Source organism: Streptomyces sp. NPDC048420 (genome assembly GCF_040651535.1).
Taxonomy (GTDB): domain Bacteria; phylum Actinomycetota; class Actinomycetes; order Streptomycetales; family Streptomycetaceae; genus Streptomyces.
Genome location: NZ_JBEZKG010000001.1, coordinates 508636 through 531369 on the forward strand (window position 1 = coordinate 508636; position 22734 = coordinate 531369).

At 72.2% G+C, this 22734-nt stretch carries 22 protein-coding genes; 11 read left to right on the forward strand and 11 right to left on the reverse strand.

Annotated elements, in window-relative coordinates; genetic code table 11:
* Window positions 1-144: 144 nt before the first annotated feature.
* Window positions 145-972 carry a class I SAM-dependent methyltransferase gene (locus AB0D34_RS02155; protein ID WP_362655083.1) on the reverse strand — a complete coding sequence of 276 codons (828 nt, stop codon included), beginning with the start codon at window positions 970-972 and terminating at the stop codon, window positions 145-147.
* 106 nt (window positions 973-1078) lie between these two features.
* Here AB0D34_RS02155 and AB0D34_RS02160 point away from each other — a divergent pair, with 106 nt between their 5' ends.
* The 4 genes from AB0D34_RS02160 to AB0D34_RS02175 are packed head-to-tail and all read left to right on the forward strand — an operon-like array spanning window position 1079 to window position 4815.
* Window positions 1079-1741 (forward strand): YciI family protein, encoded by a 663-nt coding sequence (locus AB0D34_RS02160; protein ID WP_362655086.1) that lies wholly within the window; start codon window positions 1079-1081, stop codon window positions 1739-1741.
* Window positions 1738-2079 (forward strand): YciI family protein, encoded by a 342-nt coding sequence (locus AB0D34_RS02165; protein WP_362655089.1) that lies wholly within the window; start codon window positions 1738-1740, stop codon window positions 2077-2079. The genes AB0D34_RS02160 and AB0D34_RS02165 overlap by 4 nt, the downstream gene beginning before the upstream one ends.
* Window positions 2076-3305 (forward strand): RNA polymerase sigma factor, encoded by a 1230-nt coding sequence (locus tag AB0D34_RS02170; RefSeq protein ID WP_362655092.1) that lies wholly within the window; start codon window positions 2076-2078, stop codon window positions 3303-3305. The genes AB0D34_RS02165 and AB0D34_RS02170 overlap by 4 nt, the downstream gene beginning before the upstream one ends.
* A 52-nt stretch (window positions 3306-3357) precedes the next feature.
* Window positions 3358-4815, forward strand: coding sequence for an MFS transporter (locus AB0D34_RS02175; RefSeq protein ID WP_362655095.1), 1458 nt, complete (start codon window positions 3358-3360; stop codon window positions 4813-4815).
* Between the two features lie 131 nt (window positions 4816-4946).
* Here AB0D34_RS02175 and AB0D34_RS02180 read toward each other — a convergent pair whose 3' ends face one another.
* Window positions 4947-5360, reverse strand: a complete 414-nt coding sequence (locus tag AB0D34_RS02180; RefSeq protein WP_362655098.1) for a nuclear transport factor 2 family protein — start codon at window positions 5358-5360, stop codon at window positions 4947-4949.
* 68 nt (window positions 5361-5428) lie between these two features.
* Between AB0D34_RS02180 and AB0D34_RS02185 the strand changes: the two genes are divergently transcribed.
* Complete coding sequence (locus AB0D34_RS02185; protein WP_362655101.1) at window positions 5429-5992, forward strand: PadR family transcriptional regulator; 564 nt, start codon at window positions 5429-5431, stop codon at window positions 5990-5992.
* A gap of 5 nt (window positions 5993-5997) precedes the next feature.
* Window positions 5998-6726 (forward strand): class I SAM-dependent methyltransferase, encoded by a 729-nt coding sequence (locus tag AB0D34_RS02190; RefSeq protein ID WP_362655104.1) that lies wholly within the window; start codon window positions 5998-6000, stop codon window positions 6724-6726.
* Window positions 6727-7290: 564 nt separating this feature from the next.
* Here AB0D34_RS02190 and AB0D34_RS02195 read toward each other — a convergent pair.
* On the reverse strand, window positions 7291-8457 hold the full coding sequence (locus tag AB0D34_RS02195; RefSeq protein WP_362655107.1) for a serine hydrolase domain-containing protein: 1167 nt from the start codon (window positions 8455-8457) through the stop codon (window positions 7291-7293).
* Between the two features lie 99 nt (window positions 8458-8556).
* Entirely contained in the window at window positions 8557-9525 is a 969-nt protein-coding gene (locus AB0D34_RS02200) for an acetylxylan esterase (protein WP_362655110.1), read from the reverse strand.
* Between the two features lie 104 nt (window positions 9526-9629).
* Between AB0D34_RS02200 and AB0D34_RS02205 the strand changes: the two genes are divergently transcribed.
* A complete protein-coding gene (locus AB0D34_RS02205; RefSeq protein WP_362655113.1) occupies window positions 9630-10991 on the forward strand; it encodes an 8-oxoguanine deaminase in 1362 nt (453 codons plus the stop codon).
* Between the two features lie 497 nt (window positions 10992-11488).
* Here the strand turns inward: AB0D34_RS02205 and AB0D34_RS02210 are convergent, their stop codons facing one another.
* The 3 genes from AB0D34_RS02210 to AB0D34_RS02220 form a co-directional block, all read right to left on the reverse strand.
* Window positions 11489-12073, reverse strand: a complete 585-nt coding sequence (locus AB0D34_RS02210) for a DUF3592 domain-containing protein (protein ID WP_362655116.1) — start codon at window positions 12071-12073, stop codon at window positions 11489-11491.
* Between the two features lie 115 nt (window positions 12074-12188).
* A complete protein-coding gene (locus AB0D34_RS02215; RefSeq protein ID WP_362655119.1) occupies window positions 12189-12959 on the reverse strand; it encodes a ferredoxin reductase in 771 nt (256 codons plus the stop codon).
* On the reverse strand, window positions 12952-13557 hold the full coding sequence (locus AB0D34_RS02220) for a sulfite oxidase-like oxidoreductase (RefSeq protein WP_362655122.1): 606 nt from the start codon (window positions 13555-13557) through the stop codon (window positions 12952-12954). The genes AB0D34_RS02215 and AB0D34_RS02220 overlap by 8 nt, the downstream gene beginning before the upstream one ends.
* A 169-nt stretch (window positions 13558-13726) precedes the next feature.
* On the opposite strand from AB0D34_RS02220, the gene AB0D34_RS02225 reads away from it, so the two are divergent.
* The gene (locus AB0D34_RS02225) at window positions 13727-14485 is read left to right on the forward strand and encodes a GNAT family N-acetyltransferase (protein WP_362655124.1); all 759 of its coding nucleotides are present in this window, start codon (window positions 13727-13729) and stop codon (window positions 14483-14485) included.
* Here AB0D34_RS02225 and AB0D34_RS02230 read toward each other — a convergent pair.
* The gene (locus AB0D34_RS02230; protein WP_362655127.1) at window positions 14458-14886 is read right to left on the reverse strand and encodes a MarR family winged helix-turn-helix transcriptional regulator; all 429 of its coding nucleotides are present in this window, start codon (window positions 14884-14886) and stop codon (window positions 14458-14460) included. The two genes, AB0D34_RS02225 and AB0D34_RS02230, sit on opposite strands and share 28 nt — an antisense overlap.
* 251 nt (window positions 14887-15137) lie before the next feature.
* Between AB0D34_RS02230 and AB0D34_RS02235 the strand changes: the two genes are divergently transcribed.
* The gene (locus AB0D34_RS02235; RefSeq protein ID WP_362655130.1) at window positions 15138-15938 is read left to right on the forward strand and encodes a putative protein N(5)-glutamine methyltransferase; all 801 of its coding nucleotides are present in this window, start codon (window positions 15138-15140) and stop codon (window positions 15936-15938) included.
* A 12-nt stretch (window positions 15939-15950) separates the two neighbouring features.
* Here the strand turns inward: AB0D34_RS02235 and AB0D34_RS02240 are convergent, their stop codons facing one another.
* On the reverse strand, window positions 15951-16733 hold the full coding sequence (locus AB0D34_RS02240) for a DUF899 domain-containing protein (protein ID WP_362655133.1): 783 nt from the start codon (window positions 16731-16733) through the stop codon (window positions 15951-15953).
* Window positions 16734-16842: 109 nt separating this feature from the next.
* Entirely contained in the window at window positions 16843-17769 is a 927-nt protein-coding gene (locus AB0D34_RS02245) for a LysR family transcriptional regulator (protein WP_362655136.1), read from the reverse strand.
* Window positions 17770-17903: 134 nt separating this feature from the next.
* Between AB0D34_RS02245 and AB0D34_RS02250 the strand changes: the two genes are divergently transcribed.
* On the forward strand, window positions 17904-19151 hold the full coding sequence (locus tag AB0D34_RS02250) for an MFS transporter (protein ID WP_362655139.1): 1248 nt from the start codon (window positions 17904-17906) through the stop codon (window positions 19149-19151).
* A gap of 215 nt (window positions 19152-19366) precedes the next feature.
* Here AB0D34_RS02250 and AB0D34_RS02255 read toward each other — a convergent pair whose 3' ends face one another.
* Complete coding sequence (locus tag AB0D34_RS02255; RefSeq protein WP_362655142.1) at window positions 19367-21448, reverse strand: SpoIIE family protein phosphatase; 2082 nt, start codon at window positions 21446-21448, stop codon at window positions 19367-19369.
* A 260-nt stretch (window positions 21449-21708) separates the two neighbouring features.
* On the opposite strand from AB0D34_RS02255, the gene AB0D34_RS02260 reads away from it, so the two are divergent.
* The gene (locus AB0D34_RS02260; RefSeq protein WP_362655145.1) at window positions 21709-22584 is read left to right on the forward strand and encodes a hypothetical protein; all 876 of its coding nucleotides are present in this window, start codon (window positions 21709-21711) and stop codon (window positions 22582-22584) included.
* Window positions 22585-22734 lie beyond the last annotated feature (150 nt).

The window sequence follows — 22734 nt, forward strand, 5'->3', positions numbered from 1 at the left end:
TTCGGGCGGCGGAAGACAGCACCCATGAACCTGTGAGCTGCTGAAGGAGAGGCCGGTCCATCGACCGGCGAGGTGAAGAGAGAACTGGCACCGGCGCCCTCGAACGGGCGTACACAGGTGCTAGCAGGACGGTACCACGGAGGTTCAGCGCGTGGCGAGGAGTCCGTAGAGAAGCGGGATCCGAGGCTCGGGAAGTCGCCACCAGCCGGACGGCGTGTGCCGCATCTGCGGCCAGCGAGGCCAGGGCAACTCGTCGCTCTCACGGAGTCGCCGCACGCTCAGTCCCGCCTCCGTCAACGCACCCAAGACCTCTCCTATTCCGTGCATCCACTCGAAGCTCTCCGTGGCCCCCTCGACGGCCGGACCGTCGGTGTAGGTGCGGGTCGCGTCCCGGCGCACCGGCCCGCCGCCGCCCAGATAGTCGTGCCGGAGCAGCAGCTCGGGCCCCTCGCCGGGAGCGGGCTTCGGGCCGAGGGAGTTGAGCAGTGGATGGAACTCCACCACGTACAACAGTCCGCCGGGGCGCAGCAGTTGACCGATCACGTCCGCCCACCGCGCCAGGTCGGGGAGGTAGCACAGCGCGCCCTTGCCGGTGTAGACGACGTCGAACTGCCGCCCTCCCAGTGCGTCGACGGCGTCGTACACGTTCGCCGGCACGTACTCCACGTCCACGCCCGCCTCCGCCGCGATCTCCCGAGCGGCCGCGACGGAGGCCTCCGAGAAGTCGAGCCCCACCGCCCGGGCCCCACGACGGGCGAAGGCCACCGTCTCCGTGCCGAGATGGCACTGCAGGTGGAGCACGTCACGGCCGGTGAGCTCGCCGAGGTCCTCCCACTCGAACGCGGCGAACCAGCGCTCCGGATCGAGGTCCTCGTCGAGGCCGTAGAACCGGCTGGCGAGGTGGACGGGGGTACGGGCGTCCCAGTTGGCCTGGTTGACCCGCATCAGCCGCGCGTGCTCGTCGGACGTCATGAGCCCATCCAATCGCGAAGCAGAGCTTTTCCGCGCCCCTGTGTCGATTCGAGCCGGTCCCGTTCGTCGGGTGGGTGTAGGAAGCTCATGAGGACCGGGAGGATCCATGAAGTACATGCTGCTCGTCTGCGGCGACGACACCAACGACGCCTCGGACATGGCCCCCGTCGAACCCTGGGTCGAGGAGCTCGGAGACCGCGGCGTACGGCGGCACGGGCACCGGCTCGCGCTGCCCGCCGACGCGGTCACCGTGCGGGTGCGAGGCGGTGAGGTGCTGCGCACCGACGGGCCGTTCGCGGAGACCAAGGAGTACGTCGCCGGCTTCGACATCCTGGACTGCGACAGCCTGGAGGAGGCGATCGAGGCGGCCGCGAAACACCCCGTGGCGACCATCGGCGCCATGGAGGTACGGCCGTTCTGGGAGGACGAGGACGCCGAGGGGGAGATCCGGCGCCTTGAGGCCGAACTGACGGAGGCGGCCCGCACGGGGGACGTCGAGCGGACGGTCGCCTGCCACGCGCAGGACGCCGAGGTCGTGTCGAACGGTCGGCCGTACAGGGGCGTCGAGGCGCTCCGCAAGCTCTGGGTGGAGACCGGGCCGGTCACCCGCGAGGTGCTGGAGTTCCGGGTCCACGTCGACGAGAGCATCGCCTTCGGCCACGCCCTCGTCCGTACCGACGACAGGCTGCTGCGCGTCACCACCGGCTACCGCAACAACGGTCCGCGCTGGCTGATCGTCCACCAGCACGTCACGGAGGCCACGTCATGAAGTACGCCCTGCTGATCTGCACCCCCGTCGGCGGCGAGGAGCTCAGCCCCGCCGAGATCGCCGACGACCCCCGCTTCGCCTCCTACATCGAGGAGGTCCGCAGCCGGGACGTCGTCAAGGGTGGGGCCCGGCTGCGCCCCGCCTCCGACGCCACCACCGTGCGCGTCCAGGGCGATGAGGTCCTGCTCACCGACGGCCCGTTCATCGAGTCCAAGGAGTACATCGCCGGCATCGACATCATCGAGGTCGCCGACCTGGACGAGGCGATCTCCCTCGCCTCCCGGCATCCGGCGGCGCTCGGTGGCGGTTCGGTGGAAGTGCGGCCCGTGTGGGAGTGACTCCGGAAGAGGCCGTCGCCGCCGCCTTCCGCGAGGAGTGGGGCCAGGTCGTCGCCACCTTGATCCGGGTGACCGGCGACTGGGACCTCGCCGAGGAGTGCGCGCAGGACGCCTTCGCCCAGGCCCTCGACCGGTGGCGGCGCGACGGCGTCCCGCGCCGCCCCGGCGCCTGGCTCACCACGACAGCCCGCAACCGGGCCATGGACGTCCTGCGCCGGGAGGCCGTCGGGGCGCGGAAACTACAGGAGGCGGCGATGCTCACGGCCCCAGAGGAGCCGTACGACGACAGCGGTGTCCAGGACGACCGGCTGCGCCTGATCTTCACCTGCTGTCACCCCGCGCTGCACATCGAGGCCCGCGTCGCCCTGACGCTGCGCACCCTGGCCGGGCTGACCACACCGGAGATCGCCCGCGCCTTCCTCGTCCCCGAGGCGACCATGGCGCAGCGCCTGGTGCGCGCCAAGAGGAAGATCCGCAACGCCGGCATCCCCTACCGCGTCCCGCCCGCCCACCTCCTGCCCGAGCGCACGACCGGCGTGCTCGGCGTGATCTACCTGCTGTTCAACGAGGGATACGCGGCCACCTCGGGCGCCGATCTCGTACGACGGAACCTGTGCGCGGAGGCCATCCGGCTGGCCCGGGTCCTGGCCCGCCTCATGCCCGACGAACCCGAGGCCCTCGGCCTGCTGGCGCTGCTGCTCCTGCACGACGCCCGCCGCGAGACCCGCGTGGACGGCGCCGGCGAGCTGGTGACCCTGGAGGACCAGGACCGCTCGGCCTGGGACCACGCCGAGATCGACGAGGGCGCCGCCCTGCTGGAAACGGCGCTGCGGCGCGGCCGCCCCGGGCCCTACCAGAGCCAGGCCGCCATCGCCGCCTGCCACACCACCGCCGCCACGGCCGAGGAGACCGACTGGGCCGATATCGCCGCCCTGTACGGCGAACTGGTCCGCTTCGTGCCCTCGGCCGTGGTCCGGCTCAACCGCGCGGTCGCCGTCGGCATGGCCGAGGGCCCCGACGCAGGACTGGCACTCGTCGCGGAGCTGGAGCGGGAGGGCGAGCTGAGCGGCTACCACCTGCTCCCGGCCACGCGCGCCGACCTGCTGCGCCGCAGCGGCCGTACGACCGCGGCGGCAGTGGCCTACGAGCGGGCGCTGGAGCTGGTGGAGACCGACGCCGAGCGGAACTTCCTCGAAAAGCGGCTCGCGGAGTGTCGATCCGGTTAGAGGCCGTTCGTCGGTGGGGTGAAAGGCAACCCCGAGACACCCGGAGGCACCCATGACCGCCGCCACCGACATGCCCGCCACCGACTCCCGCCGCTGGTACGCCCTCTGCCTGCTCTGCGTCGCCGGTTTCATGGTGATCCTGGACGCGCAGATCGTCGTCCTCGCCCTGCCGTCGATCGCCGACGGACTCGGCTTCTCCGCGAGCGGCGCTCAATGGGTCATGAGCGCCTATCTGCTCAGTTTCGGCGGACTGCTGCTGCTCGGCGGCCGGATCGCCGACCTGCTGGGCCGCCGCCGCGTCTTCATGACCGGCACCCTGCTGTTCGGCCTCTCCTCGCTGCTGTGCGGATCCGCCGGATCGGCGTCCGTGCTCATCGCCGCCCGCGCGGTTCAGGGCGTGTCCGCCGCCGTCATGGCGCCGACCGCGCTGTCGATCCTGCTGAACACCTTCGAGGAGGGACCTGAACGCAACAAGGCCCTCGCCTTCTGGTCCGGCAGCGGCGGGTTCGGCGCGACCGCCGCCCTGCTGATCGGCGGACCCCTCACCGATGTCCTCGGCTGGCAGTGGGTCTTCTTCCTGAACGTGCCCGTCGCACTGGCCCTGCTGGTCCTGAGCCCGGTGCTGCTGCGCGAGAGCCGCACCGGGACCCGCACCCGCTCCTTCGACCCGATCGGCGCCCTCACCGCCACCGGCGCCCTGGTCGCCTGCGTGTACGCCGTCGTCGAGGCGCCCCGCGCGGGCTGGCTGTCGGCCCGTACGACCGGCCTGCTGGCCCTGGCCGTCGTGCTCGCCCTGGTCTTCCTGCGCACCGAGTCCAGGTCCGCGGCCCCGCTCGTCCCGCTGCGCCTGCTGCGCTCCCGGACGGTGAGCGGCGCCAACCTGGTCGTCTTCCTGCTCGGCGCCGCCTGCTTCGGGATGTCGTACACGCTGTCCCAGTACGGCCAGGGCGTCCTCGGCTGGTCGCCGCTGCACTTCGGCCTCGCCAACGTCGTGATGCCGCTGGGGGCGGTCGTCGGGTCGTACGCCGGACAGGCCCTGGTCACCCGGACCGGCGCCCGACCGGTCGCGGTCGGCGGACTGGCGGCGACCGCGCTCGCCGCGCTGCTGCTGACCGGGGTGCCGGTGGACGGCGGCTTCCTGCGCGACCTGCTGCCCGCGCTGCTGCTGTTCGGGCCGGGTGTCGGCGCCTGTGCGGTGGCCGGGTCGATCGCCGCCCTGACCGGTGTCGGCGAACGGGACTCGGGAGTCGCGTCCGGCATCCAGACGGCGGCCTTCCAGATCGGAGGGGCGTTCGGGGTCGCCGTGGTCACCTCCGCGACCGTGTCGCACACGGTCGGCAGCGGGCGGCTCGCGGCCCTGACCGCGGGCTACCAGGCCGCCTTCACCGCGTGCGCTGTGCTCGCCATGGTCGGCCTGGCCTGCGCCTTCGCGCTGCTGCGCGCCCCGCGCATCAAGACGCCGCCGCTGGTGCGGGAAGCCGTGGTCACGGACCGTCGAGTGCGTCCGTGACCGCCATCAGCGGGCCGTGCGCCGCATACCCGCCGCCACCGCGTGAGCCTGCGCGGGGGTTCGAGCCCTGCCGATCGCCTCCGTCACCGCCGGGACCCCCCGGCAAGCGGATGGGAGACGTACCCCGACGGTTACACCCTCTCGGCGGAGGACGCCCGCGCCTCCGCCTTCTTCGCGATCTCGTCGAACTGCGCCCCCATGGCCGCCGCCAGGGCCTGCGCGCCCGACAGCGGACGGACCATCACCATCAACCGGTCGATCCGACCGTCCTCGTCGAGATGGATGAAGTCACAGCCGTCCAGGGCCCGTTCACCCACCCGGGTCGCGAACACCAACGCGTGGTCACGGCCGTCCTCGCTGCTGAGCTCGCTCACATAGCGGAAGTCCTCGAAGACCTTCACCACCGCCCCCAGGATCGCCGCCGTGATGGCCTTGCCCTCGTACGGCTTGAACACCACCGGACTCGTGAACACCACGTCCTCGGCCAGCAACGCCTCGACGGCACCGAAGTCACCGGCTTCGACCGCTTCTCGGAACGCTCGCATCGAGCCTCCATAGTCAATTTGTTGAGTAAGTGTGGAGTAGATTAATCACCGGCTGCTAGCGTGTCCACATGTCGCTCAAGTACGCCGTTCTCGCCGCCCTCCTGGAAGGCGAGGCCTCGGGCTACGAACTGTCCAAGGCCTTCGACGTCTCGCTGGCGAACTTCTGGCCCGCGACCCCGCAGCAGCTCTACCGCGAGCTGGAGCGACTGGCGCAGGACGGGCTGATCGAGGCGCGGGTGGTGCAGCAGGAACGCAGGCCCAACAAGCGGCTGTTCACCCTCACCGAGACCGGCCGGAGCGAGCTCGGCGCCTTCGCCGCCGAACCGCCCCGCAGACCGGCCGCACTCCGTGACGAGTTCCTGATCAAGATCCAGGCCATGGACGGGACCGACCCCGAGGTCACCCGGGAACTGGTGGAGGAGCGTCTGTCCTGGGCCCGCGGAAAGCTCGCCCGCTACGAGCGGTTGCGGGACCGGCTCCTCGACGGGCGCACCGAGGAGCAGTACCTCGCGGAGGCCGAGCGGATCGGCCCCTACCTCACGCTCATGGGCGGAATCGCCTTCGAATCGGACAACGTCCGCTGGTGCGAGCGCGTTCTCGTCATTCTGCGGCGCCGCGCTCCCCTAAGCTGACGCGGATGTTCAGCCCAGAAGGCCCCAGCCTCCGCGAACTCGCCGTCCAGGCGCTGTCGTCCGTCGAGCGCGGCTACGACCTGCTCGCCCCCAAGTTCGACCACACCCCCTTCCGTACGCCGGACTCCGTACTGGACTCCGTCGCCTCCGCGCTCCGGCGCATGGGTCCCTTCGACGCCGGGCTCGACCTGTGCTGCGGTACCGGCGCCGGGGCAAAGGTGCTGACGAGGGTCTGCCGGGAGAGCGTCACAGGAGTCGACTTCAGCGCCGGAATGCTCGACGTGGCCCGGCATCGGACCCGCTCCGGGGGGCCACGCGTGTCCTGGGTGCGCGGTGATGCGCGGGCCCTGCCGTTCGCCCCCGCCTCCTTCGATCTCGTCGTGAGCTTCGGCGCCTTCGGTCACTTCCTGCCGCGAGAACTGCCCGGCCTGTTCGCGCAGGCCCGTGAGGTGCTGCGCCCGGGCGGCTGCTTCGCCTTCCCGATCGTCGCCCCGCCCCGCCCCTCGTCCCCCGCCTACTGGATGCTCCTCGGCTTCGACGCCGTGATGCGGGTGCGCAACGCCCTGTGGCGGCCGCCGTTCGTCATGTACTACCGGGACTTCCGGCTCGGGGACGTACGGCGGGAACTGGAACGGGCCGGACTCCAGGTCGAGCTGCACGCCCTGCCCGAGTTCGGAGAACGCGGGGACGGCAGCCCACGGGTCCGCATGGTCGTGGCGAGACGTCCGGCCTAGTCGGTCCGGATCGGCCCCCTGCGGCGGTCCTGGGAGGAGCACGCGGCGGCCATGCCACCGGGGTCGTCCTGGTGGCCGTACGCGGGCGGGTCGGCCGGTGAGCCCGTCCGGTCCGCCCGCTGACCGGCCACCAGGACGGACTGCCGGTCGTCGTCGGTTCGGCCCTCTTCGGCTTGGGGCGCTCCGGGACCGTACGACGGTCATCGGCCCCGGACGTGCCGGGGCCGTCCAGCGGTGCCAGGAAGTCGCGCGGATACCAGGTGTCGCCGTCGGCCCCGGGACGACCCAGGCCACGCCGGGGAGGTCGACCCGATCGGCCTGCTCCACCCATGAAGCCCGGCCCCTCCCCGCTCCCGAGCCATCCGGCGTCCTTCGCCCGGCAGTTGGAGACAGGGCAGGCCACCGCCGATCTTCCGCGGGCCGGCGGTGACCGCGCGAAGCTGCTCGCCTCCACACCCTGTGGCCCGTGCCCGGCGCGGAACTGCCGGCGCCCTCGACGAAACGGCCGTCAGTCCCGTGTGATCCGCGCCGAGGGTCCGTGAGCCCGACGGCGGAACCCCGCCGTCACAGTGCGCTGTACAACGCGTCGACCAGCGCCATCTTCCGGGGATCGTCGGCGATGTGCGGGCCCATCCGGTTCATCACATACCCGAGCGAGACCCCCGCGTCCGGATCGGCCAGCCCGCAGGAGCCGCCGAAGCCGTCGTGTCCGTAGGCTCGCGGATTGGGCCCGTACGAGCCGTTCGGCCCGCTGAGCCACAGGCCGAGGCCGAGCTCCGTGTCCCTTCCGAGTCCGATGCCCAGCACCAGGTCGCGGCAGCCGCCCTGACCCTCGCGCACCCGCTCGGCCATCTCCGGGGACAGGACCCGGTGACCGTCGTACGAGCCGCGGCCCGCGAAGATCCCGTAGAGCGCGGCGACCGCCCGGGCGGTGCCATGTCCGTTGGCGGCGGGGATCTCGGCAGCCCGCCACTCGGGCGTGTTCGCCTCACTCGCCCCGGCGATGGGATTGGCCAGTGCGGCGATCGCCGCGGGCGTCAACTGGGCGAAGATGGCGGCCTGTTCGCTTGCCGACGCGGCCGGCGGATGCACCAGTTCGGCGACCCGCCCGGTCTCCTTCTGCGGCAGCCCGACGGTGAAGTCGATGCCCAGCGGTCCTGTCACCTCCCGCTCCAGGAACGCGCCCGGCAACAGCCCCGAGACCCGCCGGACGACCTCTCCGACCAGGAAGCCGTACGTGAAGGCGTGGTACCCGGCCGCCGTGCCCGGCTCCCACCAGGGCTCCGTCGCCGCGAGCCGCCGGGTCGTCAGCTCCCAGTCGCAGAGCTCGGCGAGGGAGTGGGGCTCACGCAGCCCGGACAGCCCGGCCCGGTGCGACAGCAGGTGCCGTACGAGCACCTTCTCCTTGCCCGCCGCGGCGAACTCCGGCCAGTAGGTGGCCACCGGGGCGTCGAAGTCGAGCAGCCCCCGGTCGGCGAGGAGGTGGGCGCACAGGGCCGTCGGACCCTTCGTCGTGGACCACACGTTGACCAGCGTGTCGTGCTCCCACGGCCGGGTGCGGGCCGCGTCGGCCCAGCCGCCCCACAGGTCCACCACCGTCTCACCGCCGACCGTGACGCTGACCGCGGCGCCCAGTTCGTCACGGTCCCGGAAGTTCTCCTCGAACGCCGTCCGCACCGCCGCGAAGCGCTCGTCGCAGTGGCCATGGGCGGTCGGCTGGTGCTCGGACATGGACCCTCCGTCGTCGCCGGAAACCCGGGTCGCGACACTGCGACCCGGGAACCGGAACATACCGACTGGTCGGACTGAAGGGAAGATCTCCGGCAGGACTCAGGCGTACGAACGCAGCCAGCTCAGCTTCGCCGCCTCCTGGTAGGGGCCGCCGCCCTCGTGGTCGTTGAAGTCGTAGACCTCGATCGCCTTGTCGTCGTGCGCCCAGGAGTTGAAGGCAGCGAAGACGGTGGACGGCGGGCAGGTCTGGTCCTCCAGGGCCGCCGAGAAGAGCGCCGGGGCGCGGCCGCGGCTCGCGAAGTGCACGCCGTCGAAGTAGGCGAGGGTGCCGAGGACGTCCTCGAAGCGGCGGCGGTGCGTCTTGAGGTAGAGGCCGATCTCCCGGTACGGGTGTCGGTCCGTCAAGGTGGCCGCGCGCGGGAAGTCGCACAGGAACGGCACGTCCGGGGCGACCGCCGCCAGGTCCGGGACCAGACCGCCCACCGCGATCGAGATGCCACCGCCCTGGCTGCCGCCGAGCAGGACCGTGCGCGCCGGGTCGGTCAGCGGGTGCGAACGGGCCGCCTCCACCGCGCGCACGCCGTCCGTGAACACCCGGCGGTAGTAGTAGTTCTCGGGGGCGTCGATACCGCGGGTCATGAACCCGGGGTACGCGGGCGCGCCGGCCACCGGGTCCGCGGTGCCACCGCCGCCGCCCCAGGCGCTGCCCTGACCGCGGGTGTCCATCACGAAGTGCGCCCGGCCGGTCGACGCCCACAGCAGATGCTCGTGCGGCAGGCCGCGGCCGCCGCCGTACCCGATGAACTCCACCACCACCGGCACCGGGGCGGAGACCTCGGCGGGGATCGTGAACCAGCCCTTGACCGGGTGGCCGCCGAACCCGGCGAACGTCACGTCGTACACCTTGACCGTGGACAGGCCGGTGTCGACGAGTTCGAAACGGGCGTCCAGGTCGTGCTCGCGGGCCTCCTGAAGGGTCTTGGACCAGAACGCGTCGAAGTCCTCGGGCTCGGTGGAGTCGCTGTGGTACTCGCGGAGCTCGTCGAGGGGGAGGTCGAACAGGGCCATGTAGGACCGCCTTTGCGAAGGATCAGTGCCGGATGATCACACCGTACGTGGGTGGTCGGACGAATCGCCAGGCCTTTGCGTGACCGGCTGGCTACGCTGACGCCATGTCGACAGTCGTGGATCTGCTGGTCAAGGACGCCGGGCTGCTGGTCGTGGACGGGGAGCGGGAGATCGCGGGCGGCTGGCTGGCCGTCGCGAATGGTCGGGTCACCGCGGTGGGGAGCGCGGGCACCGAACCGGAGGCCGCGAGGACCGTCTCGGCGGCCGGACGTCTCGTCACCCCGGGCCTGGTCAACACACACCACCACATCTACCAGAACCTCACCCGCTCCTACGCCCCCGCGGTGGGCGGCTCCCTCTTCGACTGGCTCACCACCCTCTACCCGCTGTGGGCCGCCCTCGACGAGGAGGCCGCGTACGTCTCGGCGTACGTCGGCATGACCGAGCTGCTGATGGGCGGCTGCACCACCTCCTCGGACCACCTCTACGTCCATCCACGGCCCCGCCTCGTCGACGCCGAGATCCGCGCCGCCCTCGACATCGGCTTCCGCTTCCACGCGACCCGGGGCTCGATGACCCGCTCGGTGGAGGACGGCGGGTTGCCGCCGAGGAGCGTCACGCAGACGGAAGAGGAAGTCCTCGCCGACAGCGAACGGCTCATCAGGGCGCACCACGACCCCTCGCCCGGCGCACTGATCAGGGTCGGGCTCGCTCCCTGTTCGCCGTTCTCCGTCACCAAGGAGCTGATGACGGCGACCGCCCAGCTCGCCGAGCGGTACGACGTCCGGCTGCACACCCACCTCGCCGAGGACCGCGACGAGGACACCTACTGCCTGGAGACCTACGGCTGCCGTCCCGTCGAGTACTTCGAGGAGACGGGCTGGATGAGCGAGCGGACCTGGGTCGCCCACTGCATCTACCCGAACGACGCCGAACTGCGCCGGCTCGCGGCCGCCGGCGTCGGGGTGGCGCACTGTCCGAGCTCCAACATGCTGATCGGCGGCGGGACCGCGCGGGTGCGGGAGATGCGCGAGCTGGGGATGCCGGTCGGCATCGGCTGCGACGGCTCGGCCTCCACGGACCACGCCTCGCTCTGGATGGAGACGCGGGGCGCACTGCTGCTCGGCCGGTACCGGGGCGGGCCGGGTGCGATGACCGCGCGGGACGCTCTCGACCTCGCGACCCGGGGCTCGGCCCGTTGTCTGGGCCGCGCGGACGAGATCGGTCACCTGCGGCCGGGGGCCTGCGCCGACCTGGTCGTCTGGGACCTGCACGAGGTGGCGCTCGCGGGCGCGCTCACGGACCCGGTCGAGGCGTGGCTGCGCTGCGGGCCCGCTCGCGCGTGGACCACGGTGGTGGCCGGCCGGATCCTCGTGGACCGCGGCGAGCCGCTGCTGCCGGGCCTGCCGGACGCGCTGCGGACGCATCGGGGGATTGCGCGCCGGATGCAGGAGGGGGTGGCGTAGGGCCGGGTGCCGCCCGGGTGGGCGGCGATTCCCAGTGAGACCCCGACCGTGACCACGTTGGTTCGTGCGGAGGCGGGGAGGCGGGGAGGTGGCGGGGTCGGTCTGGGCCAGGGGTGGCGTATGAGCGTGCGGTGTCGGTTTGAGCCGGGAGCCGGGAGCCGGGAGCCGGGAGAGGGGAGCCGGGAGCCCGGTGGTGGCGGGGTCGGCCTGGGCCGGAGGTGGCTCACTCATGCGGTGTCGGCTGAGCCGGGGCTGGGAGCGTGGGCCGGGGGCGGGGTAGCGGCGGTATCGACCCGGGCCGGAGGCGGCTCACCCAGGCGGAGCCGGGAGCCGGGAGCCCGGTGGTGGAGGAGTCGGTCCGGGCCGGAGGTGGCTCACCCCTGCGGTGTCGGCATGTGCCGGGACGGTGCGCAGTGCCCCGGGCCGAACCCCACGGCAGCCTTTCTGCGCTCGGCGAGGACCAAGGTGGGAGCCGGTCATGGCCGCTGTACGGGCGGTCAGGCCCGGCGGCGGGTCCACTGCGGTTCGGTGAGGGCCCAGTCCCGCTCCCACTCGGCAAGTCGGTGGCGGCCCGCCGCGCCGCGTACCAGGGAGTGCCCGAGGAGGATGACGGCGACGGCCGCCCCCACGCCACAGGCGCCCATCGTCACGGTGTGCTGCCAGATCGCGGTCTCGTCGGGCGGCGGGGCCACGCTCCGGCCCCGGGAGTCGAACCACACGTCGACCTTCTCGCCCTGCTCGGTACCGCCCGGGACCCGCGCGGTGGCCGTCTTCACGACGCCCCCGGCCTCCGCCCAGCGCACGGCCACCCGGTACGAGCGCTCGCGGCCGCCCTGGACCGCCGGCGGCGAGTCAGGGACCTTGCCGACGACCTCGGCGTGGACGCGATGGCGTTCCGCACGCTGCGCGCTCGCCACCGCACGGGCGTCGTCATGGGCCCACCAGCCCACGACCGCGCCCACCAACGGGGCTACCAGAATCAAGAGAAGAGCGACGGTCAGGACCGTCCACGCCTCGACGACGTCCGACCGGCGCCTGAGCGGATTGCGCCGCCAGCGCCAGCCGCGCACCCGGGTTCGCATGTCGACCTCCGCACCACGCACGCCTGCGAGTGGCACAGGTGTAGTACCCCTCTACCCGCTGCGTTCACTTGTGGGATGGCGCACATTCGCATGGAGTGCGCAGGCGCACCGCCCGTCAGCCGAAGCGTTCGATCCGGATGCGCTCCACCGGCTGACCGGCCTCCACGAGCAGCCGCGAGGCATGCTCGGCGAACGCGTTGGAACCGCACACATAGGCCTCCCATCCATTATCCGGCTGATCGGCCAGGAACGGCGCCACATGTGCTGCGGTCATACGTCCCACCCGCACACCCTCCGGAGCCCTCCGCGTGTACACCGGGGTCGTCTCGGGCCCGAACTCCCGCGCGTAGATGAGCTCCTCGGGACCGCGCGCCGACACCAGCAGCCGTAGCGGCACGGACAGACCGAGCCCCCGGTGGTGCCGCACCATCGACATCAGCGGTACGACCCCGGACCCGGCCCCGATCAGCAGCGCGGGCCGGTCGCCCGGCCAGGCGAAGAAACCGCTCAGCGGCCCGCGCACCTGGACCTCGTCACCGGGCTGGGCCACCGTGTGGAACCAGCCCGAGACCTCACCGCCCTCGACATGGTCCAGGGTCAGCTCGATGTGCCCGGAGTCCTCGGGCGCGGACGCGATCGAGTAGTGCCGCTGGGCCGTGTACCCGTCCGCGGCGGTCAGCCGCAGCATCAGGTGCTGGCCGGGCAGATGCCCCTGCCAGTCGGGCACGGCGAAGCGGAACGTCGACGCGTGCGGGGTCTCCCGGCGGATCTCGGTGAGCGTAGCGGTCTGCCACTCGGAGGCGGCCCGGTTGCTCACGGCGATACGCCCGGGCACCGCGAACCGCGTGACGGGAGCGGAGGCGGGGGAGCGCAGTGTCTCAGTCACCGGAGTACCTCTGCTCCTCCCAGGGGTTGCCCCGCTCGTGGTAGCCGTTCTGCTCCCAGAAACCCGGCTCGTCGTGGTCGAGCAGCGTCAGCCCCGCGACCCACTTGGCGCTCTTCCAGAAGTACAGGTGCGGCACCAACAGCCGGGCGGGCCCACCGTGCTCGGCGGGCAGCGGCTTCCCGTCGTACTCCCAGGCGATCCAGGCCTGCCCGCCCGTCAGGTCCGCGAGCGGCAGGTTGGTGGTGTAACCCGTGTGCGAATAGGCGACGGCATGGGTGGCGGACCCATGTGGCCGCACCACATCCAGGAAGGCGTCCAACGAGACGCCCGCGAACCGCACCCCGAACTTCGACCAGCTCGTCACACAGTGGATGTCACCCTCGTAGACCGACCCCGGGAGCGCGTGCGCCTCGTCCCAGTCCCAGGTGCGGGGTTCCTCGACCAGGCCGTCCACGCGGAACGTCCAGTCGGCCGGGGACAGGTCCGGCGTGACCTCCGCGGAGAGGACGGGCCAGTCGTCGCCCGCGTCGTACTGGCCGGGCGGGAGCCCGGGGTTGGGGACGCGGGGGCGTCCGGTGAAGCCTCGGGTGACGTTCATGCATCAACCGTACGCTGTCGCCCCAGGTGCCCCGCTCCAGGTCAGTTCCCCCATCATTGCGGCCGTATGAACACTGCGGGGGCGCGGGAATAGCCGCCGCGCGCCGGTCCTTGGCGCTGGAGTGCCGGGACGGTGCCCCGGTGACGGAGCGAGGAGAGTGAGGAACCAGATGGCTCAGCCCGTGCGGTACGTCGAGGATCACGCGTCCGGCGAGGGGGACACGAAGGTCCCGCACGTTCTCGACAACCCCGCCCTGGCCTCCCTGACCGGCCCCCACGCCCACTTCGCCGAGAAGCGCGGCCGAGTCCTGCGCTACCCCCTCGACGTGTCCCCGTGGGTGGCCCTGCCCGACGATCCCGACGCCGGCGACTGGTCCGATGTCGCGGCGCTCGTGGGCCCCGGCGCCGAGGTGGCGCTGGCGGGTTTCACCGGCCGGGTACCGGACGGCTGGGAGATCACCTTCCACGTCGACGGCGTGCAGTTCGTGGACGACGGCCTCGCCGCCACACCCGACCCGGAGGCGGTCCGGCTCGGCCCCGCCGACGTGCCGGAGATGCTCGACCTCGTCGCCCGCACACAGCCCGGACCCTTCCTGCCCCGCACCATAGAGATGGGCACCTACCTGGGCATACGCCGGGACGGGAGGCTCGTCGCCATGGCGGGGGAGCGGCTGCACCCGCCGGGCTGGACCGAGATCAGCGCGGTCTGCACCGACGACGCCGTCCGCGGCCAGGGCCTCGCGACCCGGCTGGTCCACGCCGTCGCACACGGCATACGGGAGCGCGGCGAGACCCCGTTCCTGCACACCGGCGCGGGCAACACCCGTGCCGTCCGGCTCTACGAGTCCCTCGGCTTCCGCCTGCGCCGCAGCACCGCCTTCCTCGCCGCACGGGTGCCAGGTCAGCCGGACCGCGGCCAGGCGTTGTAGCGCACGAGGTATCCCGCGAAGCGCTCCAGGTCCTCCTCGGACCACTCCGCGAGCCGTTCGCCCACGGCCGCCCGGCGGCTCACGGTGACCTGGCCGAGGATGTCCCGTCCGGCCTCGGTCAGATGCAGGACCTGGACGCGGTGGTCGTCCGGGTCGGTGCGCCGCTCGATGAGTCCGGCCCGCTCCAGCCCGGCGACCTGTCGGCTCACCGTGGACTTGTCCAGGGCGTAGTGGGCGGCCAGGTCGGTGGCGCGGCAGCCGTCGCGCTCCTCCAGATGCCCGAGCAGGGTGTACGACACCAGCGACAGCTCGGGATGCAGGCGCCCTGCCGAGGCCCGGGCGCGCCGGGCGAAGACGGTCATCTCGTGCTGGATGGTCTCCACGGCTGTGGCTGTGTCCACCTGGCCTCCCTCGCAGTGCTGGTTGCAGCTGGTTGCAGAATACAACTCATGGGGGAAGGGGGCCCGGACCGGTCGGGCCGCCGGTGTAGGGTGGCCGTCCGGCTGAGGGAGGTCCCAGCCGTGAGAAACCGAGGAGGTGAGACCCGTCAACGCTGTGTCAGATCGGGTGCTCTCCCCTCGAACCGGCGCGGATCACCGCCTGTAGGTGACCGCTGGAGCGCCCTTCGGCTCTCGAAAGGCTCCCGGCTTCCATGCCTCCACGCTCTCCCCTTTTTCCCTGGTCCACCTCTCCCGACTCCGTCGTCGCCGCGCTGCGCACCGCGGGCTGTGTCTTCGCCGAGGACGAGGCCCGGCTGATCCTCGCCGCCGCCCGTACTCCGGACGAGCTGGCCCGCATGGTGGACCGCCGGGTCGCCGGACACCCGCTGGAACTCGTCGTCGGCTGGGCCGAGTTCCGCGGACTGCGCATCACCGTGACACCCGGCGTCTTCGTGCCCCGCCGCCGCACCGAGTTCCTCGTCGAACAGGCCCTCGTCCAGGTGCCGGACGCCTCCGTCGTCGTGGACCTGTGCTGCGGTTCGGGTGCCGTCGGGGCCGCGCTCGCCGCCGCGCTGGGCCCGGTCGAGCTGCACGCCGCCGACATCGATCCGGCCGCGGTGGACTGCGCTCGCCGCAACACCGCCGAGGCCGGCGGTCGCGTCCACGCCGGCGACCTTTTCGAGGCCCTGCCCGCCGACCTGCGCGGCCGTGTCGACATCCTCGCGGCCAACGTGCCCTACGTCCCCACCGACGAGGTCGGCCTCCTGCCCGCCGAGGCCCGCGACCACGAGCCCCAGGTCGCTCTCGACGGCGGCACCGACGGCCTGGACATCCTGCGCCGGGTCGCCGACGAGGCCCGCGAGTGGCTCGCCCCCGGCGGGTGTCTCCTCGTCGAGACGAGCGAACGCCAGGCCCCCGCCGCCGTCGAGGCTTTCCACCGGAGCGGTCTGACGACCCGCCTGGCGGTCTCCGAGGAGCTCTACGCCCACGTCGTACTCGGGACCCGGAGGTAGAGCGAGCGCGAGTCAGTGGTGGTGGCCGCTCCGGCCGAGGGTCTCGACGGGAGTCGCGCCGGGGCGGGTCCACTGCGGCACGGGACGGCTGGTCGGACCCCAGGTGGCGTTCCCGTCCGCGTCCGAGCGCCACGACCAGCAGGCGTCGCCTCCCTCGGGCCACTCCGGGGGGTTGTCCTCCCACGCCTCGCCGCGGCCGTAGGGCGTCATGTCGAGCAGTCCGAGGGCCGGGTTGACCCGCTCGTTGCCCCGACCCGTCGTGGAGTAGGTGAGGAACACGCGCTCGCCGTCGCGAAGGAAGCAGGTGAGATACCCCATGTCCCCGCCGGCCGGCCCCTCCACGCCCCGCACCGAGTACCAGGGCTGGGTGTACCCCATGAACTCGACATAGGGGGCCACCTCGTCCCACGGGCCCGTGGTCAGGACGGCGAACGACACGCCGCGGGCGTGGAGATAGACCGAGTCCTGCAGATGCCAGGCCGTGGTGGTGCAGCCCTCGCACTGACCCTGGTGGGGGGCGCCGTCGTACCACATGTGCTTGTAGACCACGAGCTCTTCGCGGCCCTGGAACAGGTCCAGGAACGGGACCGGTCCGTCGGGTCCCACGACCTCGACCGTGCCGTCGAACTCCACCATCGGCAGCCGTCGGCGGGCCGCGGCGATGGCGTCGCCCGCACGGGTGTGGGCCTTCTCGCGGACCAGCAGTTCGTCGCGGGCGGCCTGCCAGGTGGCCAGGTCGACGACGGGCGGGCGGCCGGGCAGCGCTTTGGACGAGTTGTCGGGTGCGGTCGTCATGGGTCCTCCGTGAAGTCTCGTTCCGGGCAGCGTCGTACGACGCTCTACGAGGGTCGCCAGAAGAGACTCGCGCCGCAGCCCGAACTCATCGCGATCGGGCCGACAGTCGTCAGGCCCAGCTAGGTGCCCACACCCCGGCGCCCGGCGGTTCGGGACGGGTGGCGTGGAGGTGGTCCCGGAGGGCGCCGAGGGCCGGGTGCGGGTTGTCGGCCCGCCAGATCAGGGAGTGCGGGTAGACCGGCGTGGGCCCGCGCACCGGGATCCGCCGCAGGTCCTGGTCGGCCGGCCAGACGAAGCGGGTCAGCTCGCCGACGAGGGTCGCCAGGGACGGGGAGTCGGCGATGGTGTCGAGGAGGGGGTCGGTTCCGAAGTCGGGGCCGGTGACCTCGATCGTGAGCCCGAAGGCGGCGGCGAGGTCGTCGTAGTACGTGCCCCACTCGGTCCCGGTGACGAGGCCGGGCATCCAGATGCGGTGCCCGGCCAGCGCGGCGGGCTCGACCGCTCGGGCGGCCGCGAGCCGGTGGTCAGGACCGGTGAGCAGCTGGATGGGCTCGTCGTAGACCCGCATGGACGTGATGCCGTCGGAGGGTTGCCCCGCGGACCGGGGTACGGCGCGGAAGGAGGCGTCGATCGTGCCGGACCGGATCGCGGCGAGGGCCGCGTCGGCGTCGAAGAGGGTGACGACGTCGAGCTCGGTGTCGGGGTGGGTGCGGTGGAAGGCGCGCAGCAGTTCGGCGGGTGCGAGCCGGCGGCCGATGACGTCCACGCGCAGGGCCCGGCTGCCCGGCCGCACCGAAGCGGCCGCGCGTTCCGCGGCCCTCAGGAGTTCGCGGGCGTGCGGCAGGAAGGCCTGGCCGTCGATGGTGAGCCGGGTGCCGCGCGGGGCTCGGGTGAACAGGCGCGCCCCGAGGTCCTTCTCCAGTGCGGCGATCCGCTTGGACACGGCCTGCTGGGTGACCGCCAGCCGGTCGGCGGCTTCCTGGAACCGCCCCGCGTCGGCCACGGCGACGAAGGTTCGTACGGCGTCGAGATCCATGCGGGCAGCCTAGGCCGTCACCGGGACAACCCCGGGTTGTGGCCGCCCGGTCCGGTGGTTGTTTGATAGGCAGGCCCGGCACTCGGTTGGATGGCGTCGGTCAACGCGAGGTTGTCGGCGAGGGGGTTCGGGGCGTGAGCGGGAAACGGTCGCTGGGACGGCGGTTCGGGTGGCTGTGGGCGGCCTACGCGGTCAGTGCGTTCGGCACCTCGCTGTCGTTCGGCGCCTTCCCGCTGATCGCCGTGGTGGTGCTGCACGCGGGTCCCGCCGCGGTGTCGGCGCTGGCGGCCGCGGGACTCGCCGTCGGGGCCGTGGCGGCGGTGCCGCTCGGGCCCTGGGTGGAGTTCCGCCGTAAGAGACCGGTGATGGTCGCGACGGACCTCGTCCGGTTCGCCGCACTGCTGAGCGTCCCCGCCACCTACGCGCTCGGCGTGCTCAGCTTCGTCCAGCTCCTGGTGGTGTCGGTGCTCGTGTCGGCGGCCGACATCACCTTCAACGCGGCGTCCGGGGCCTTCCTCAAGCATCTGCTGCCCCGGGAGGACCTGCTGGCCGCGAACGGGCGGTTCGAGGCCACCACCTGGACCAGCATCGTGCTCGGACCTCCCCTCGGCGGAGTCGCCATCGGGCTCTTCGGCCCGGTGACCACCCTGCTGGCCGACGCCGTCAGCTACCTGCTCTCGGCGCTGGGCATCCGCGCGGTCGGCGGCGGCGAGCCGCGGCCCGCGCCCGGCGAGAGGGTGAAGGGCTCGCTTCTGGAGGGCTGGCGCCACATCCTGACCAGCCCCGCGCTGCGCCCGTGGTTCTTCAACACGGTCCTGGTCAACACCCTGATCATGGTGCCCGTCCCGCTGCTCACCGTCCTCATGCTCGGCCCGCTGGGCTTCGCCCCCTGGCAGTACGGTCTCGCCTTCGCGGTGCCCTGCCTCGGAGGTCTCCTCGGCTCCCGGATCGCCCGCCCCCTGGTCGCCCGGTACGGACGGCACCGGGTCCTGCACGTCTCCGGTGTCCTACGCGTGTGCTGGCCCCTCGGCCTCGCCTTCGTCGGCCCCGGGACCGCCGGGCTGCTGCTCGTCATGGCCATCGAACTCGGGGTGATCACCTCCTGTGCTGTCTTCAACCCGGTGTTCTCCACCTACCGGCTGGAGATGACCCCCACGGACCGGGTGGCCCGTACCCTCACCGCCTGGTCGGTCACCGGCAAACTCACCACCGCGGCGCTGACCGCGCTGTGGGGCCTGCTGGCCGGTGTCACCGGAACCCGTGAGGCGATCGCGCTCGCCGGCCTCCTGCTGCTGGCCACCCCGCTCCTGGTGCCCCGGCGACCCGCCGGCGCGCCCGAGGAGCGTCAGGAGGCCGTGCCCTCCGCCAGCGGGCCCTCGTGACGCCGGTCTCCGGGAGGGCCGCCACCTCCCCGGGGCCGGGCCATTGCCGTGTGCTGTCAGAGGACTTCGAGGGCGACGGCGACGAGGAGGCACCGCACAGGTAACCGTGTCGCCGACGGCCAGGACGCCGCCCGAGCTCGCCCGGGCCGCCGCTCCCGCGGTCCTGCGCAGACCGGAGTGCTCCGGCCCGCCCGTGACCACCTCTGTGTCGTCCCTCAGGTCACCGGCGTCTGCACCCGCGCGATCAACAGCGCCACGTCGTCGGAGTTGTCCGGCTGGTGCAGGGTGCGCAGCAGCAGGTCGCAGACGTCCTCCAGCAGACCGTCGGGACCGTCGAGCAGGTCCAGGAGCGCGTCCAGGCGCTCGTCGAGCGGGTGCTGGCGGGTCTCGACGAGGCCGTCCGTGTAGAGGACGAGCCGGTCGCCGGGTGCGAGGTCGACGGTGGTCGTGGAGAAGGCGACTCCGCCCACGCCCAGCGGCGCCCCGGTGGGGAGGTCGAGCAGCTCCGGCGGACGGCCCGGACGCAGCCGTACCGGTGGCAGATGCCCGGCGTTGGCGATCCGGCACTGTCCGAGGCGCGGATCGTGCACGGCGTACACGCAGGTGGCGATGGCGTCGTCCAGGCCGTCGGTGATCCGGTCGAGGTGTTCGAGGAGCTTGGCCGGGTCCAGGTCGAGCGAGGCCAGGGTGTTCGTCGCGGTGCGCAGCCGGCCCATGGTCGCGGCGGCGTTGATGCCGCTGCCCATCACGTCGCCCACCACCAGGGCGGTCTTGCCCTCGTCGAGCGGGATCACGTCGAACCAGTCGCCGCCGACCTCAGCGGTGGCGCCGGCCGGCTGGTAACGGGAGGCGACCTCCAGGCCGCCGGTCACGGAGGGGTGACTGGGCAGCAGGCTGCGCTGCAGGGTGAGCGCGGTGTTGCGGGCGTCCTGGTACCAGCGGGCGTTGTCGATCTGCACCGCCGCGCGGGCCGCGAGCTCCCGTGCCAGAAGTACGTCGTCCTCGCCGAACGGCTCCTGGTTGTCGACGCGCTTGAGATCGAGGGCGCCGAGCACCTCCCCGCGCGCGATGAGCGGTACGGCCAGATAGGAGTGCACACCGGCCTTGGCCAGCAGCGCGGCCGCCTCCGGTGAGCGGGCGATACGGGCGAGGTCGTCGGGCCCGACCCGCGGCACGAGGACCGGGCTCGCCGTGCGCACGCACTCGGTGACCAGGCGTTCGGGGGCGTACCGGGCCACCTGCCCGGGCGGATCGGCCGCGTTGAGGGCGTCCGGGGCATCGGCCGCCTCGACGGCCAGCGGGCGGATCACGGCGGGCTCTCCGAGGACGAGGGTGCTCGGTCTGCCCTGCACCACCGCCTCCAGCAGGTCCACGGCCGCCACGTCCGCGAGCTCCGGCACGGCCACGTCGGCCAGCTCACGGGCCGTGCGGTCCAGGTCCAGCGTGGTGCCGATACGGGCGGAGGCGTCGGCGACCAGCGCCAGACGGCGCCGGGCGCCTTCGGCCTCCACGGTGGCGAGATGCTGCTCGGTGACGTCCAGGACCGAGCCCGCCACCCCGAGGACGGTTCCGTTCGCGTCCTCCAGGCGGTACAGGGACACCGACCAGGCGTGCTCCGAGTCGGGGTCCGCGGGCGTGCGGCCGACCGTGTGCTGGTCGACGAGCGGCTTGCCGGTCCGCATCACCTCCAGGGCGGCCGCCTCGAACGCGGCCACGTCGAGGTGGGGCAGAACCTCGCCGATTTTCCGCCCGACGTGCTCCGCGGCCGGTACTCCGTTCAGCTGTTCCAGCGCCGGATTCACGGACACGTACCGCAGCTCGGTGTCCAGGACGGCCAGTCCGATGGGGGACTGGGAGACCATCCGCGTCGACAGGGCCACGTCCCGCTCCAGCCGGCGCACGGTCCGCTGGTCGGCGCACAGCCCCAGCGCGTAGACGTCCCCGTGGTCGTCAAGCAGCCGCATGTTGCGGAACTCGACGAGTTTGGTGTCGCCGTTCTTGTGCCGTACGGGGAAGGCTCCGGCCCAGCTCTGTCCGGTCTCCATGACATCGGCGAACAGCTTGACGACCAGGTCGAAATGCTGCTCGTTGATCATCAGATGGGCCGCGTACTGCCCCAGCGCCTCCTGCGCGGTGTAGCCGAACAGCTCCTCGGCCTGCGGGCTCCACAGCACGATGCGGCCCTCGGTGTCCGTCACCACCGACGCCATGCCCAACTCGTCGAGCAGCCCGCTCGGCCGTACCGTCCCGCGCGCGGGCTCCCCGCCCTCGGACACGGGTATTCCGGCTGCACCCATTGCACGAACCGCCTTCGACCGTTCTCGCGGCACGCCGTACCCCCGTGCCGACTCCCCTGTTCTACCGCGCTCAACCGTCTCCAGGACCACGCGGTGGTGTTCTTCCACCATCTCTCAACACGGGGGCGCGCGTCCGGCGAAGTGCGCGGGGTGATGAAAACCTCTCGTTCATCATTTTGGTCTGTACATGACCATCCCGAGGGCGCCAGACTGACCGCCGAGCCACCCCACCTCCGCCCCAGGAGCATCAGGAGACACCCATGCCCCCGCGCGCCAGACAGCGTTGTCACGCGGTCCTCGCCGCCCTCGTCACCCTCACCGCGACGGCTCTCCTGGCCGCCGCCCCGCCTGCCTCCGCAGCCGACACCTGGACCGAGACCGGCTCCGACCGCGCCGACCCGCTGACCGAGAGCCAGGGCCTGACCTCGGTCGAGGTTCCCGCCGGGGCCGCCAACCGGTACACCGGCATCGGAACCATCCCCGCCGGGGTCAGCAGCCGCGGCTGGAACCACGTCGGCGACCCCGACGCCTCCTACGACGGCCACTACATCGAGCCCTACCAGGCCGACTCCGGCACCGCGAAGATGTACCGGGTGCAGGCGCCGGACGGGAGCTGGTCCGAGTACGTCCACGCGCTCGGCTCCGGCGAGGCGCTCAACAACTCCTGGGTCGCCATCTCGCCCGACGGACAGTGGATGCTGTCGGGTGAGTACGGCACCATGAGCCGCTTCCTGGTCTTCCCCACGCCCGGCGTCAACGCGAGCACCTCGCCCTCGGCCAACCTCCCGCAGGCGGCCACCGTCACCCTCGACCACGCCGTACGGGACGTACAGGGCTGCGACTTCCTGAGCGCCACCCAGCTGCTGTGCTCCTCCGACGACCCTGCGGGCACGCTGTTCGGCTACACCAAGCCGCTCCTGCAGATCGACCTGTCCGCCGCCCCGAGCGGCACGGCGAACGTCTCCGGCCATGTCACGGCACTGCGCCAACTGCCCCTGCGGAGCTCCTGTTCCGGCGAGTTCGAGGCGGAGGGCATCGACTACGACCGCCGTGACGGAACCCTGCGCGTGATCGTCGTCTCACCCGGCTTCTGTGTGCTGACGGACAGCAAGACGTACCGCTTCACCAGGAGTTGAGGCATTCACGGGCGGGTGCCGGCCCTCGGTGAAATGGGGGTCGGCACCGATGGCGGGGCCCGGCGACCGGATGCGACGGTGGCACAAACACCCCACTGCACAAAGGGAGACTTCGCATCCACCCCCGTGAGACACAGCACGCACGTCCGT